The sequence below is a fragment of the Mesosutterella multiformis genome (assembly GCF_003402575.1).
GTDB classification, from domain to species: Bacteria; Pseudomonadota; Gammaproteobacteria; order Burkholderiales; family Burkholderiaceae_F; genus Mesosutterella; species Mesosutterella multiformis.
Window position 1 is genome coordinate 456,555 of the sequence record NZ_BGZJ01000002.1, and the last position, 13,646, is coordinate 470,200.

Consider the following 13,646-nt stretch of genomic DNA (forward strand, 5'->3'; position numbering starts at 1 on the left):
AAACAACGGGCCTTCTGATCTTTGAAGGGCCCGGTTTATCCGAACTGCTATTTAATTTCTTCTTTTTCGCCCGTAAAAAACGTTCCGTAGATCCGGTGAGAAAGGTCACCAGCTCCCGGGGTGGCGAGTGACCTCGGGTAAGGGAACGGCACCGCAAAAGATTCATCGATCACGCCGCCGCGAAGCCTGAGGATCGTGCGGGATAGCATCACGGCTTCGAGCACATCGTGCGTAATCAGAAGCACCGTCATCCGGCGCTCGCTCTGCAGCGCCTGGAACTCCTGATAGAGCACGGTGCGGGTGAGCGCGTCAAGTGCCCCAAAGGCTTCGTCGAGCAGCAATATGTCAGGCGACTGCGCGATCGCGCGCGCGAACCCAGCCCGCTGCGCCATGCCGCCTGAGAGTTCCTTCGGGAAGGCGTCCGCGGCGTCACAGAGCCGCACAGCCTTCAGCGCCTCATCCGTCCGACCCCATTTTTCCGAGCCCGGCAGTTCCCGCACCGCGAGCGACACGTTTTCCCGCACGGTCATCCAGGGGAAGAGCCGCGGCTCCTGAAAGACAACCGAAATCCGGGGCGCGGTATCGGGTTTCTCGGGGTTCGTGAACCGGATCGAACCCGAGTCCGGCGTCTCGAGCCCCGCGATCATCCGAAGGAGCGTCGTCTTCCCGCAGCCGCTTTCGCCGATCACGGCGGTGATCTCTCCTGCCGCCGCGGTCAACGTGAGGCCATCAGCCGTCACGACGCGCCCCCGGTCCGACGCGAAGGCTTTGCTCACCTGATCGACTTCAATCGTCCACATCAGACAGCCCTCCCGACCCGGCGGCCGACCGCTTCAAAGGCGGCATAAAGCACCCGATCCGCGATGACGCCCACCACCGCGATCGTGATGATGCCGACAAAGACGGTGTCCGTTTTCGCGAACTCGGCGGAATCGCTGATGAGGAAGCCGAGACCCGAGCTCGCGGCGATGAGTTCGGCGGCGACAAGCGCCCGCCAGCTGTAGCCAAACCCGAGCCGAAGCCCCGTGAGAATCCCGGGGAGGGACGACGGCAGCGTGAGGTAGCGAAGGCGTTCCGACTTCGTGAACCGGAGGAGCTTCGCCGCTTCTTCTAGCTTCGGATCCACCGCCTTCACCGCGGTCACGACATTCATGTAGATCGGGAAGAAGCTCGCGAGAAACACGATCGCGATCTTCGGCGCTTCATCGATCCCAAGCCACAGGATCAGAAGCGGAATGAGGGAGAGAGGCGGGGTCACGCGGGCCGCCTCGAGAAGGAGGTAGGAAACCCGAGTCGACACCGCGGATCGGGCATTCAGGAGCCCGAGCGCGAGCCCCAGGGCCGAGGCGATCGCGAAGCCGGCGAGCGACCGGAAGCCTGACGCGAGTGTGTGATGCAGAAGGTCCCCCGAGACCGTGAGACTCACAAAGGAATCCCACACCGCGCCCGGTGTCGGAAGCAGAATCGCCGGCACCCGTCCCGTATAGGACACTCCCGCCCAGAGGGCGAAGAGAATGAGGGGCAGCGCGAGATATTGGAGCCAGCGCATCAGTGTGGAAAATAGGACGTAAAGGAACCGAACGCGATCCATTATAGGAGGCGCTTTTGTCTCTCCGCACCCGCCATTCGGGGGATTCAGGTCACTCTTACGGAGCGAAGGGTTCCTCGTGTACGCCGCGGTTCATCCGGATGACGGCCTCGTGCGTCGGGTTCGGCCCGAGCCCCGCGAAGCGGCTGTAGAGCGAATCCCGCACCAAAGGAGCCCGCCTCGGGACCGCGCGGGCAAGCGCGGCCTTCATTTCGTCCGCCTTCCAGTCGCAGCAGTAGGCCGGGGTCCCCGGCTGCTGACGCCAGGAGTCTTCAAGGAGCCCGTCATCCACCGGATCGAAGCCGGCCTCTGACACGAGCTTCATCGCGGTGCGTTTCGCGGTGTCGTTGTCGCCCGCCACTGCGGAAGCGAGCCGGTTCGGGTCACCCGGGAGCCGGCCGCCCGCGGCGAGCGTATCGGCGAGCACATTATTAAAGGCCTTGATCACCGGGTGATGGAGTGTCTCGGTTACCCAGACGCTTTCCGGCATCCCCTCATCAATTTCCTCAATATGGGGATCGCGGAGGTCAGGGTAGTAGTTACTCGTGTCAATCACCGGGACCGCGGCGGGGAGACTGGTGAAGAGATCCACGGGGAGAGCGGCGACTGCGGGAAGCGGTATCGCGAGAATCACGGCGTCGACCCCGGACGCCGCGCCGAAGACGTCTGTCGGCTCCGCCCCGATCGACGCGGCAAAATCCTTCACCGCGTCCGCTCCGCGGGAATTCGCGACCCGCACCGTGTGGCCGGAAGCCGCGAACTTCCTCGCGAGTGTCCCGCCGATATTTCCGATTCCGATGACGCCGATTTTCATGATGACGTCTCCGCCTTTTCTGTAGATCAGGGTTCCATTGTGATCCCGATAAAGAAATTCCGTGAGCTAGGTATCTTTACTGATCCAAAAGCCCTTCCAAAGTCGTAGACCGCACTTATAATTCGCCGCACATTTAAATTAACGATAACAAGGGTTTTGCGTTATATCGGCGCAATTCCGATACACGGAGTTTTTCACCATGCCGAATCAGCCTGTCAATGTGACTTTCTGGCTCGATCCTAAGGTCAAAGCTGAAGCGGACGCGCTTTTTTCTGAAATGGGGCTGACCCTCAACACCGCGGTCAGCATGTTTGTGCGGCAGTCAATCCGGGACGGCGGTTTTCCGTTCCGTCCGACCGTGGCTCCGGCAAAAGACGCTGAAGCTGCGGTGACAGAAGAGAAAGCGGCTGACCCGAAGAAAGCCTGAGATAAATAAAAGAAAGCGGGACGCCCCCCAAGTCCAGAAGCGTCCCCCTTTCCCGGCTGCCGATTCGTTCCGGCTATCAGACCGACCGCATGTAGTGACGGCGGCGGCTCATCGCTTTTTCCGCGTCATCCGAGAAATTCGCTAGGAACTTATCGAGCTCGTTTAGGATCAGCGGTTTTTCAGTCGGCAGATCCACCGTGAAGTTCACGCTGCTCGCGGCGTTCTCTGAATTCACGGTGATCGGGATATTCACGTCCGCGATCAGCTCACGCATTTCCTTAATGCGCTCTTTCTCGGTCGCCTCCTTGAACTTCCCCTCCATCATGTCGCGGTAAAGCGGCGTCCCCGGAAGCACGGAAACCGTGGTGAGGTACATGTAGTACGGGTGGATCTGATTGATGATTGCAGCGCTCTTCTTCGCGCTCGCTTCAAGCTTCCCCGCCCCGGCGAGGCCGCCGAGGTAAATCATGCGGTAGTCGAGCCCCGCTTCATCGAGTTTCCGGCAGGCCTCGATGATTTCGTCGGACTTATACCCCTTATCGACCGCTTCGAGTACCTCATCATCCCCGCTCTCGATCCCAATCACGAGGTCATCAAGGCCGCTCGCCTTGATCCGCCGGATATCGTCCACCGTCTTGTTTCTGAAATCCGTGATGATCGCGTAGGTGGAGAGGCGGGCTTCCGGGTAATAGCGCTTGATGAGCTCCCACACCCGGATCTGCTTTTCCGTTGACATCACAAACGGGTTTCCGCCGTTCGCCCAGATCTTACGGACGGTCGGCAGGTACCCTTTCGCCTCTTTCAGGTCCGACTCGATATCCTCAAGCTTCGCCATCCGGAAGGGGACGCCTTCGTAGAAATTACAGAACCGGCAGCTGTTATGCGTGCAGCCCACCGTCACCTCAATAAAGAGACTGTCCGCGTCGGTCTGCGGTCTCACAATCGGTCCGCTGAAATGCATTTTGGTATTTGCCTCTGTTGTTATTAAATAGATATATCGATAAATATCGATATAAAAGTGTCTTAAAAAAGGCCGGAAGCTTTGCTCCAGCCTCTCTATTCCTGGGATCAGATCCGGGTCGCGATGTAGTCCGCGAGTTTCCGGATGTTTTCCTCATTCCGCCGGTAATACGTCCACTTCCCGTAGCGGCGCGATTCTAGGAGCCCCGCCCGCTGCAGCATGTCGAGGTAATGCGACACGGTGGACTGAGAAATCCCCGCTTTGTCGCAGATCGCCCCGACGCAGACGCTGTGATCAAAGGAATCACCCTCAGGAATATGAATCCCCTGGGGCGGGAAATACTTTTCCGGCTCCTTCAGCCACATGAGAATCGTGAGCCTCGTGTCGTTCGCGAGCGCTTTGAAGATATCGACGGTTTCCATGCCGGTCATTATATCTATATTTATCGATATGTCAATTAAACGAAAATAGAACAACTTTAGAGAAAGTTGTCTAAGTTGTTTAAGGGATTGACGAAAAATATTGAATGTGATGATATTACAGAACAGGACTGAAGCGACACGGAAACTCTCCTTTCCCGCCGCGGGAAGCCCTGATTTACTGACGGAACGGCGACAACACTTATGGCAAAAAGCACAGAAAGACCGTTTTCGAGCCTTCACCGGGGGCAGGGGTGTCTCGCATCCGCCTCGGTCCTCTCGGGGAAATCCAAAATTATTTTCTGCTTCCGGGAGGCCCCGGCCGGGTCCTGGGACTCCGGATGGCGGTTTTCAGCGGCCGGCACCGCGCCGGACGACTTCTGGGGCGTAGAGGAGTTTGAGGCGTGTCTTCTCGACCTCGTTTTCAAAAAGGACCCGCGGGTCGCGGCAATCGCCTTCGCCCCGCCCTGCTCCACGTTTAAGCGGAACCCCGAAGGGTGGTTTGAACGGATGATTGTGACGCGCTAGGAAAAAGCATTCTCTTCAAAACTATCGCCGCCGGAGGGTGAACCTCGGGCGGCGGTTTTTGTTGATACGGTGTGGCCGTTGTTCAGAGCCTTCAGATTTCCTGATCGGCGGCCTTTCGCTCTTCTGCCCGGGCGAGGCACGTGAGCAGTTCCGCCTCCGTATGGACCCGAAGCTTATGGTAGATGTTGTTCCGATGCCCCTGGACCGTGCGTTCGGAAAGCGCGAGACGCTCCGCGATCGCGCGGTTCTGCATCCCCTCACGGATCAGCCCCAGGATCTCGGTTTCCCGGTCACTCATCTCTTTAAGGGCATCGAGCGCCTCACTTCCCGTAAGCCCGCCGTCTGACCTCGCAAGTGAATCCGCGGCCGACCGCTCAATTGCGCGGAACAGCGTCGCATTATCAACCGGCTTCAGGAGAAAATCCGCCGCGCCCCGCTTGAAGGTTCGGATCGCCGCGTGAATATCCCCGTGCCCCGTGAGGAAAATGATAGGAAGCGTGCTTCCCCGCTTTCGCATCTCGTCCTGGAGCTCAAGACCGCTCATGCCGGGCATTCGGATATCCAGGACCAGGCACCCCGGGACGCTCGGGGTGTCTGAGACAAGAAAATCGCGCGCTGAGGCGTAGGACTTCACTTTCCAGCCCTTGCAGGAAAGCATGAATTCGCTTCCGTCCCGCACCGCCTGATCGTCATCCACGATCCGGATCAGAACCTTTTGCTTCTCATCCTCAGTCACGAAATGTTCTCCTTCACTTCCCCTAAACGAGAGAGTTTAGTTTCTCCGGCTTCCTTCCCAAAGGAATTCCTGAGGAGCCGGATGGCTCGAGAACCGGGTTGGGGAAAGGGTCGCCGCATAGGCGCCAGCGTTCGTCACCGCGACAAGATCCCCGACTTCAAGCGTCGGAAGCGTAATCCCCTCCGCGATCACGTCAACCGCTGTGCAGAGATTCCCCACGATCGTCACGGTTTCATTCGTTCCCACGGGGTGCGCGGGCAGAGCCTCGATCCGGAATTCGTTCTTTGTGGTGTAGAAGGGCTCAAGCCCCGAGGCAGCGCCGTTTGCGGCAATCCGTTCCGCCATCGCGGCGAACCCCGGACGGATAAAGCCATTCAGGCCGCTTGTGACCACGAGGTACGTGACACCGCGGGACGTCTTTTTATCGACCACGCGCGCGTAGTATGTCCCCGCGCGGCAGGTCGGAAAGCGGCCGGTCTCGATATAGAGGGCCGCTTTAAGGGTCTCGCGGTTCTTCGCTGCGATCTCAGTAAAGGCTTTCGAGAGTACGGTGAGATCCACCGGTTTCTCCTCGTCGTCGTTATAGACCGTTCCGATGCCGCTTCCGAAATTCACGAACTCCACCGTGATCCCGTAGTCCTTCGCGATCCGTTCCGCGAGATCAAAGCACTTCCGGTGATAGTCCGCGATCAGTCCGGCGTCGAGCATCTGAGACTTCAGGTGAATGTGGATCCCCGTCACTTCCACGCTCTTCAGATTCCGGACGATCTGGAAGAGCAGCGGGAGCTGCTCCTCATCAATCCCGAATTTGGACGGAGCCGGGGCCGCTCCCCCGATTCCAAACGCCGGGTTCACGCGGATCCCGATTTTCTGACGGACACCCGCCTTATCCGCGATCGCGGCGATCCGGCCGACCTCTCCGATGCTGTCCGCGATAAAGACGCAGAACCCGAGGGACGACCGGATATCGAAGTCCGTCTTACCCGGGGCGGAGTAAAAGATCCGATCAAGCGGCACGCCCGCGCGGATCGATTTCTGCACTTCGTCAGACGACGCCGCGTCGCTCCCAAACCCCTCCCCCGCGATCGTCCGGACCACGGGGTCAAAGGGATTCGCCTTAACGGAATACAGAAACTGCACGTCCGGCAGCGCGGCTTTGAGAATCCCGCAGCGGCGGACAATTTCCTCTTTTTCATAAATGAAGCACGGGGCTTCGCGTCGGGCAAGGTCTTCTTTCGTGTCAGTCATCGAGCGTTTCTCCCGGATCGGTGAAGAGTTGAAATCTTGGGTTTTATTATGAATTTTTGTAAATCAGTTCCGCGAACAAAACTGCCCTATCACTATACCGTGAGAAACGGCTCCGTCCAAAACCCCGGGGCAGTCATTGAGATACCGCTTAGGAGTGAAATGAAGGCAGGTGAAGTGACGCCCTGAGGCCATTCGGCGTCCGGGGTTTCAGACTGAGACCGCCTCCAGTCGCTTCCGCGATCGACTCCGCGATGTGAAGCCCAAGTCCGGTACCGCCTGGCTTCTTTGACTGGAGCGGAGAGTCGAGGTTCTTCACGTCTTCCTCTGTCATCACCGGGCCGCTGTTTTCGATCTGAAGGTATACGACGCCATCCTTCTCCGCTCCCTCGATTTCAATCATCGGATGCCCAGTGCCAAGCGCCGCCTCTGTCGCGTTTTTGAGGAGATTCCAGAGCAGGAGCTCAATTTCCAAAGGATCTCCCCGCACCGCGAGTCCCTCGGGGACTGAAGACGCCACCTGTACGCCGCCGATGCCCTTCATCCGCAATTCGGACAGCACGGTCTTCAAAGTCCCCGAGAGATCGACACGGATGTCCCGTTTGGCATCCGACTTTGCATAGCTCCGGACCTTCCCGACGATCGCGCCCATGCGATCGGTCTGAACCCGAATTTTTTCGAGTGACGATGCGAGAAGCCCCGATTCATCGTGGTTTCGCTTCACGAGCTCCATCGCCCCTTCCAGGTAATAGCTGATCGCAGAGAGCGGCTGCGCGAGCTCATGCGCGATCATGCTGGAAAGCTGCCCGACAAGCGTCGCCTTGTGGGTCTGCTCCATCCGCTGATTCATAGCCGCCAGTTCCCGGGCTGAGCGTTCCCGGGCTTCAGACTCGGCTTCGAGCTCCTCTGTCCTCCGGAGCACAAGCACATCAGACCGCCACGCGTGAAGCGCGAGCGCCGCGATGAGAAGGAGCCCGATAAAGACCCCCATCCGGTGCTCCCGCAGCCAATGCTTTACGGTCGGTTCCCGGAGATACGCGTAGGGTCCGATTTTGAGGAGCCGGTACGCCCGGTCCACTGCCGTAAAATCCGTCGCGACGCTCCAGCTTTCATGTGTGTCACCCGCCTTCATGGAGAGAAGCGCCTCAGACACCTTTTTCGCGAGATCAGGCTCCACACCATTCATCACCGCCATCGTGTGCCCGGGGTACGCCGCGGTTGAACTCACGCAGCGGATTCCGGTATCCGTTTTCCCGCCGATCAGCCGGAATTTCGCCTGATCCTCCTTATCCCACTCCTCATACGTGCAGACCGGGATAATCGCGGCGTCCGCTTCCCCGTCGATCAGCGGATGCATGATCGCGTGAATATGCGGGCTGCCAACGAAAACCGTCCGGCTGAAAAACGTCTCATAGTCGTAGCCCAGGTCCGCGAGCTCTGCCATCGCGATCCGATAGCCATTGAAGGCAGTCGGGTAGCTCGCGGAAAGACGTTTCCCTTTCATATCGGCGATCGTCCGGATAGGGCTCTCAGCCTTCACGATAAAAACCGCCGCGTCACTTTTATTCGGGTCCGGCCTGTCACGGTTCACTTCTGTCACAAGCGCCTGCGCCCCGTAAGTCACCATCCGGCGGTAAAAACCGGAACTCGCGACAAAGAAGTCGATATGCCCCGCCTTCACCTCACGGTCCAGGTCTTCCGCCCGGTACCGGGTCACCAGAAGAGGTAACGGCGACACCGCGGCCCGAAGCCTCGCAAGCGACGCGTCGATTGAACGCGCGTTGGAGTCCGAGTAATTGAAGTCCACAAGCCCCACCCGGACAGGATCCCCCGGCGCTCTCGCGTGACGGGGGGGCGACAGAAGAGAGATCGGGCCCCGGCCCCTTCCCGGGAGACACTTCCGTATAGGCGAAAAGAAGAAGCGCCGCGGCGAGACAGACCGCGAGCGCCGCGAGCGGCACCGCGTATATCGGTCTTTCTTTCGCGATTCTTTTCGTCTTTTCCATGGGAAATGTCTGATAAAAAGGAAGAAGGAGGAAAGAGCGGCAGGCTCTCGTTTTTCTATTCTGATTGCCAGAAAGCGAAAAGGAAACCTTTTCTCTCACCTCCTCCTTCCAGCCCGATTACTTATGACACGCGCTGCACTTCTGGAACGTGTAGTTATGGTGGCAGGAGTAGCACATCTCCACATTCGCGCTCTTATCTTTGAACCCCTTCGGAGGCGGCATCGGGTGCGGCGTATGGCACGTGGTGCACTCGGGGAACTTCGCCGGGTCCTTCGAGTCATGCGGGATGAACTTATGCGGATTGATGACCTTCCCGGATTCGGTCTGATACATCGGGGCAAGCTGCGTCAGCTTCTCAAGCGGCCCATGGCACTGCAGGCAGTCCGCCTTCTTCATATCCGCGGCGGACGCGGGGCCGGCAGCCGCGATCACAGCCGCGGCAACCGCGGCCGAGATGAGCATTTTTATCGTTTTCATAATGGCTGGTCTCAGGAAAAAGTCCCGGTCCGGCGGGGAGAAGAGAGTGCGTCCCCGCCGGATCGGGAGAGGAGAGAACTTTCTCTTACGCCTTCACTTTGGAAGCGTGCTCACCGGCCCAGCGGCCCGGCATGATGGCGCGCGGCATGCCGTTCCCGACATAGAGGCCGCCCGCGGTTTCGCCCGCGGCGTAGAGACCCGGGATAACGTTTCCGAGGATATCGATCACCTGGGCGTTCTCATTGATCCGGAGGCCGCCCGTGAAGTTATGGGCGAAGAGCACCACCTGAACCGCGTGGAACGGACCCTGCTCGATCTTCTTCCGAAGGAGGGGCGCGGGTTTCTGGAAGTCATCGTCCTGCTTTTTATCGACAAAGCCGTTGTAGCGGGTGACGGTCGCTTCGAGATCCTTCGCTCCGAGCTTCTGGGCGAGTTCGGCGAGCGTCGCGGCGTCAAACGCGAAACCCTTCTCGCACTGCGGGTAAGACGTATCCCAGCGATACTTCTTCGCGGTCGCGTCATCAAACACGCACCAGACCTTCTTCTCCGGCTGCACAAAGGCCATGTCGTAGAAGCTGTAGCCGCCGAGGTTCCCCTTATCCTCCTCACGGACAAAGCGGTCGCCGTTCTTATTCACGAAGATGATGTCAGCCCAGCGCGGGCCCTTCACCGCGATGCCGGGGCAGCCATACTTGGAGCCCTTCTGGAAGCCATAGCGGTTCGTGCCGAACATGCGGCGGAGGCGCGGCGTATCTTCGCCTCGGTCACCGATATACATGGCGCCGGCCTTAAGACCGGCGAGGATCGCGGAACCGTCCGGCGCGACAAAGGGGTAACCGGTCGGAACCACTTCAGAGGTGAGGCGAGGATCGGTGATCACGCGGAGCGCCGGGTTTGCCTTCCAGCTGCCGCCCGCGAGAATCACCCCCTTCTTCGCGCGGATATTCTCAGCACCCTTCGGGGTCTGGACCTTGACGCCGACCACACGGCCCTTGGCGTCACGGTAAAGATCGGTGGCCTTGTAACCCATCAGGATCACGCCTCCCTTCTTTTCGAAGTACGCCTTGAAGGGCATCATGATGCCGCGGCCCGTACGGAAACCGCCTGTCGGCTGCGGGTTAATGCCGCCGATATCGTCATCCTTTCCTTCGGAATAGATGTGGAGGTAGCTCTCGTGATGCTGCGAGTCGTACTTCCCGGCAGCGGTCGACGTATTGAGGAACTTCACGCCGTGCTCCTCGAGCCACGCTTTCGTCGGCCAGCACATTTCGGCATAGCGGCGGGTGAGCACCGGATCATTTTTCCGGTATTCAACATTCTTTGGATCCGTGAGGTGCGCGTAAAGCTGATCGGGGGTGTCATTCCGCAGCGCGATGATGCCGCCGTTGATCCGGGCGCAGCCGCCGTAGTTTTTACCCATTTCGAGCACCAGCACCTTGGCGCCGTTATCGATCGCCGTAATCGCGGCACTCATGCCGGCAATGCCGGAACCGACAACGAGGACTTCAGTCGTCCGGTCCCACTTCTTCGGAAGGGCAAGCGCCTTTTCTTTGGCTTCCGCAGGAAGCGCGAAAGCGCCAGCGGCAAGGGCTGAGCTCATGGCGGCTGCCTTCAGCATGCCGCGGCGTGAAATATCGATCATGATTCTTCTCTCCTAATGGATTTGCGGAAATCCGGACTCGTTCCTCTCGATCCGGTGAAACTCATTCAACGCTTCGGATTACTCGAGTAAGGTGAGAAGGATCAAAAAATCGGATTGGCAGGATCGCGTCGGGAATGGGCGAACCGCGGTTTGAGATAAACCCGACCGGGAGCGCACAGAGCCCCGATTCCCGGCTATAACTCCTTATCGGCTGTATTCATCAGAAAGGAACCGCGTATGGCGCTCGTCGAGGATTACATCAGGGATCTAAAAGAAATCACTTCGTTTGACTCCGGGAGCCGGAATATTGAAGGGGTCGCGAGAGCGGCCTCCATCATGAAACGGCATTACGACTCGATCGGGTTCGCGACAAAATTTGTCGACCTCGGACCGAACGCCGGCCCCGGGCTATTCGCGACGAATAAACCGGACGCGGATCACTACGACATCCTTTTGAACGCCCATCTCGACACGGTGTTCCCGGACGGAACCGCGGTGAAGCGCCCCTTCCGGATTGAGGGGGACCGGATTTACGCCCCTGGCTGTATGGACTGCAAGGGAGGCGTCGTCGCGTTCTTCTACGCCCTGAAAACGCTGCCGTCTGATGTGATGAACCGCCTCTCGATCGCGGTCGCCTGCAATCCGGATGAGGAGTCGGGATCCGTTTATTCGCATGAGTGGCTTTCCAGTCTCGCGAAGCAGTGTGACCGGGCGCTTGTCGGTGAGCCGGGACGCCCGGATGACTCCCTCATCCAGTCCCGGAAAGGGATCCGGGGGTATGTCGTGAAATTCCACGGCAAAGCCTCTCACGCCGGGAACCATCCGGAGGAAGGCCGAGACGCGAATATCGCGCTCATGAAATTCACGCTGGAAGCGTACAAACTGAACGACCTCGCGCACGGCGTCTCCGTCTCCCCCACCGTCATGCAGGGAGGCTCGATCCGGAACGCGATCTCGGACGCCTCTGAGATTTATCTCGACACCCGGTTCCTGCGTGATGAGCAGATTGAGAAGCTCGACCGCGAGCTCCGGGAACTCGCGTCCCGAACGTGGGTGGATGAGGTCACCGCTGAACTCACGATCGATCATGGGCGGCCGGCGATGCCGAAAACGGAAAAAACGGAAGAATTGATCCGGCTTGTGAACCAGGCCGCAAAAATGGCGGGGTTTGACGCCAAGTGGGTGGATGCGGGAGGCGGGTCAGACGCCGCTTATATGGCGGCGGCCGGCATCCCCGCGGTCGATGGCTGCGGGCCGGCGGGGGGCGGCGCGCATTCCCCGAATGAATACCTCCGGATCGACACGATTGAGGAACGGATCACGATGATCCGGAATGTTCTCACGCTTCTCTAGCTAGAATGGCGGGGCGGCTGGCTTTTGGCCGCGGATTAATCACTCAATGGGAGGCGCGGCATGGGACTTTTTGATTTCTTGAAGGGCGGGAAGACGGAAGAGAAAGCGCCTCCGAAAACGGCTCCCGCGAAACCGAAAGAAAAGCCTCACGCTCCCGAGCGCACCGCGGAGTCCCTTCAGGCGGAACAGATGCGGCTGCTCCGCGGCACCGCGATTCTGAATGGCGAAAGGCTGAAGACGCTGCGGCCTGAGCGGATCACAGAGGATCTCCGCCGGATCGACAAAGCGCGCGGGCTCGCGGATTTTGAGTTGAAGCTCGCGGAGAAAGAGTCTGAGAAGAAGCAGCTTGAGAAGTGGAAACTCGGGCTCGGGCTGCTCGCCGGCATGTACCGCGCGCAGACCCGCGAGAACCAGGGCCGCGGGATGAAGAAACCGACCCCGAAAAAGTATTCCGGCGCGAAGAAAACAAACACCGGGAACTGATCCGCTCTGAAGCTGGATGCGGAAACCGTTCCTCGTAAGAGACGGCTGATCGGAACTACGATCGGCCGTCTTTTTTCATGCGCTCAATCAGGTTTTTCAGATACGACGGGAACTCCCGGTAAGTGAGAACACCGCAGACCGCGCCGACAATAAAGAACGTCACCGCGTCGTCCGGACTGGAGTCCCCCGCAAGCAGTGCGAGCCCCTGCCACGCGAGAAAGAAAACGAGGACGGACGCAAATATCCGGATCGCCTCGAACGCCGCCGCTTTGAGTCCCTCGTTCATCTCTCGCTTTCCTCTTCTGACCGCCTCAAAGTGGCAGGAATAAAAACCATCATTTCCCCGAATGATGGGAGTAAGAAACAGCCTCACCCGGGTAAAATGATCCGCAACCTCTCTCACTTACAGGCGAAAAAAACACCATGTCTGAAGAACAGAATAGCGCGACCAGCATCCACTGCCCCATCCGCCGCGTGGACCGGGCTCTTTCCGAAGAAGAAGCCTATGAAATCGTCCGCCGGACGCATGAAGCGTCTGTCGGCGTCGCGGATACCGATGGGACACCGTACGTGTTCGCCGTCAACACCGCTCTGATTGACGGCGCGATCTACTTCCACTGCGCGCACGACGCCGGCCGCAAAGAAGCGATCTTCAAGGTGAACCCGAAGGTCGCTCTCCTCTTTATCGGCCGAAAGGAAATCGCTCCGACCGAGTTCTCGACCAATTACGCCTCGGCCTCCGTCTACGGTCACCTCTCGATGGTGACAGATCCTGACGACAAGCGTGACATCATGCTGAAGTTCACGGAAATCACGGCCCCGGAAGCGGGGGCTGAAAACACGAAGGTCTATTACGAGAACGCGAAGGACGCGATCGACGTCTGGAAGGTCACGATTGAGGTGATCCGCGGGAAAGCTCGTCACAAGGAACTGTATTTCGGAGAACAGGCGTAAGCTTTTCTGAAGA

16 protein-coding genes are annotated in these 13,646 nt (G+C 59.0%); 5 read left to right on the forward strand and 11 right to left on the reverse strand.

The annotated features are described in order from the left end of the window. Nucleotides 1-47 precede the first annotated feature (47 nt). From M4NBBH2_RS10615 to M4NBBH2_RS10625, 3 genes are all read right to left on the reverse strand, one after another. A complete protein-coding gene (locus M4NBBH2_RS10615; protein WP_116270941.1) occupies nt 48-800 on the reverse strand; it encodes an ABC transporter ATP-binding protein in 753 nt (250 codons plus the stop codon). Beyond that, nucleotides 800-1,549: an ABC transporter permease gene (locus M4NBBH2_RS10620; protein WP_116271122.1), complete on the reverse strand. Its 750-nt coding sequence runs from the start codon at nt 1,547-1,549 to the stop codon at nt 800-802. The genes M4NBBH2_RS10615 and M4NBBH2_RS10620 overlap by 1 nt, the downstream gene beginning before the upstream one ends. Nucleotides 1,550-1,646: 97 nt before the next feature. Then, nucleotides 1,647-2,402: an NADPH-dependent F420 reductase gene (locus tag M4NBBH2_RS10625; RefSeq protein ID WP_116270942.1), complete on the reverse strand. Its 756-nt coding sequence runs from the start codon at nt 2,400-2,402 to the stop codon at nt 1,647-1,649. Between the two features lie 199 nt (nt 2,403-2,601). On the opposite strand from M4NBBH2_RS10625, the gene M4NBBH2_RS10630 reads away from it, so the two are divergent. Continuing rightward, on the forward strand, nt 2,602-2,829 hold the full coding sequence (locus tag M4NBBH2_RS10630; RefSeq protein WP_116270943.1) for a type II toxin-antitoxin system RelB/DinJ family antitoxin: 228 nt from the start codon (nt 2,602-2,604) through the stop codon (nt 2,827-2,829). Nucleotides 2,830-2,905: 76 nt separating this feature from the next. Here M4NBBH2_RS10630 and M4NBBH2_RS10635 read toward each other — a convergent pair whose 3' ends face one another. Together M4NBBH2_RS10635 and M4NBBH2_RS10640 are read right to left on the reverse strand one after the other, a co-directional pair. Continuing rightward, nucleotides 2,906-3,790 (reverse strand): radical SAM protein, encoded by an 885-nt coding sequence (locus tag M4NBBH2_RS10635; protein ID WP_116270944.1) that lies wholly within the window; start codon nt 3,788-3,790, stop codon nt 2,906-2,908. 107 nt (nt 3,791-3,897) lie between these two features. After that, complete coding sequence (locus M4NBBH2_RS10640) at nt 3,898-4,212, reverse strand: ArsR/SmtB family transcription factor (protein ID WP_116271123.1); 315 nt, start codon at nt 4,210-4,212, stop codon at nt 3,898-3,900. Nucleotides 4,213-4,413: 201 nt separating this feature from the next. On the opposite strand from M4NBBH2_RS10640, the gene M4NBBH2_RS10645 reads away from it, so the two are divergent. After that, nucleotides 4,414-4,737 carry an immunity protein Imm33 domain-containing protein gene (locus M4NBBH2_RS10645; protein WP_116270945.1) on the forward strand — a complete coding sequence of 108 codons (324 nt, stop codon included), beginning with the start codon at nt 4,414-4,416 and terminating at the stop codon, nt 4,735-4,737. Between the two features lie 91 nt (nt 4,738-4,828). Here the strand turns inward: M4NBBH2_RS10645 and M4NBBH2_RS10650 are convergent, their stop codons facing one another. The 5 genes from M4NBBH2_RS10650 to M4NBBH2_RS10670 form a co-directional block, all read right to left on the reverse strand. After that, a complete protein-coding gene (locus M4NBBH2_RS10650) occupies nt 4,829-5,473 on the reverse strand; it encodes a response regulator transcription factor (RefSeq protein WP_238691408.1) in 645 nt (214 codons plus the stop codon). Between the two features lie 36 nt (nt 5,474-5,509). After that, nucleotides 5,510-6,721 carry a type III PLP-dependent enzyme domain-containing protein gene (locus tag M4NBBH2_RS10655; protein WP_116270946.1) on the reverse strand — a complete coding sequence of 404 codons (1,212 nt, stop codon included), beginning with the start codon at nt 6,719-6,721 and terminating at the stop codon, nt 5,510-5,512. A gap of 148 nt (nt 6,722-6,869) precedes the next feature. Continuing rightward, a complete protein-coding gene (locus M4NBBH2_RS10660) occupies nt 6,870-8,534 on the reverse strand; it encodes a sensor histidine kinase (RefSeq protein ID WP_116270947.1) in 1,665 nt (554 codons plus the stop codon). 307 nt (nt 8,535-8,841) lie between these two features. Continuing rightward, nucleotides 8,842-9,201, reverse strand: a complete 360-nt coding sequence (locus M4NBBH2_RS10665) for a cytochrome c3 family protein (RefSeq protein WP_116270948.1) — start codon at nt 9,199-9,201, stop codon at nt 8,842-8,844. A gap of 85 nt (nt 9,202-9,286) precedes the next feature. Next, the gene (locus M4NBBH2_RS10670) at nt 9,287-10,843 is read right to left on the reverse strand and encodes an FAD-dependent oxidoreductase (RefSeq protein ID WP_238691409.1); all 1,557 of its coding nucleotides are present in this window, start codon (nt 10,841-10,843) and stop codon (nt 9,287-9,289) included. A 237-nt stretch (nt 10,844-11,080) separates the two neighbouring features. On the opposite strand from M4NBBH2_RS10670, the gene M4NBBH2_RS10675 reads away from it, so the two are divergent. Together M4NBBH2_RS10675 and M4NBBH2_RS10680 are read left to right on the forward strand one after the other, a co-directional pair. Beyond that, nucleotides 11,081-12,196 (forward strand): M20 family metallopeptidase, encoded by a 1,116-nt coding sequence (locus M4NBBH2_RS10675; RefSeq protein WP_116270949.1) that lies wholly within the window; start codon nt 11,081-11,083, stop codon nt 12,194-12,196. A gap of 60 nt (nt 12,197-12,256) precedes the next feature. Continuing rightward, complete coding sequence (locus tag M4NBBH2_RS10680) at nt 12,257-12,679, forward strand: hypothetical protein (protein WP_116270950.1); 423 nt, start codon at nt 12,257-12,259, stop codon at nt 12,677-12,679. A 55-nt stretch (nt 12,680-12,734) separates the two neighbouring features. On the opposite strand, the gene M4NBBH2_RS10685 is transcribed toward M4NBBH2_RS10680, so the two are convergent. Then, nucleotides 12,735-12,965 carry a hypothetical protein gene (locus tag M4NBBH2_RS10685; protein WP_116270951.1) on the reverse strand — a complete coding sequence of 77 codons (231 nt, stop codon included), beginning with the start codon at nt 12,963-12,965 and terminating at the stop codon, nt 12,735-12,737. 137 nt (nt 12,966-13,102) lie between these two features. Here M4NBBH2_RS10685 and M4NBBH2_RS10690 point away from each other — a divergent pair, with 137 nt between their 5' ends. Further along, a complete protein-coding gene (locus M4NBBH2_RS10690; protein ID WP_116270952.1) occupies nt 13,103-13,633 on the forward strand; it encodes a pyridoxamine 5'-phosphate oxidase family protein in 531 nt (176 codons plus the stop codon). Nucleotides 13,634-13,646: the final 13 nt, after the last annotated feature.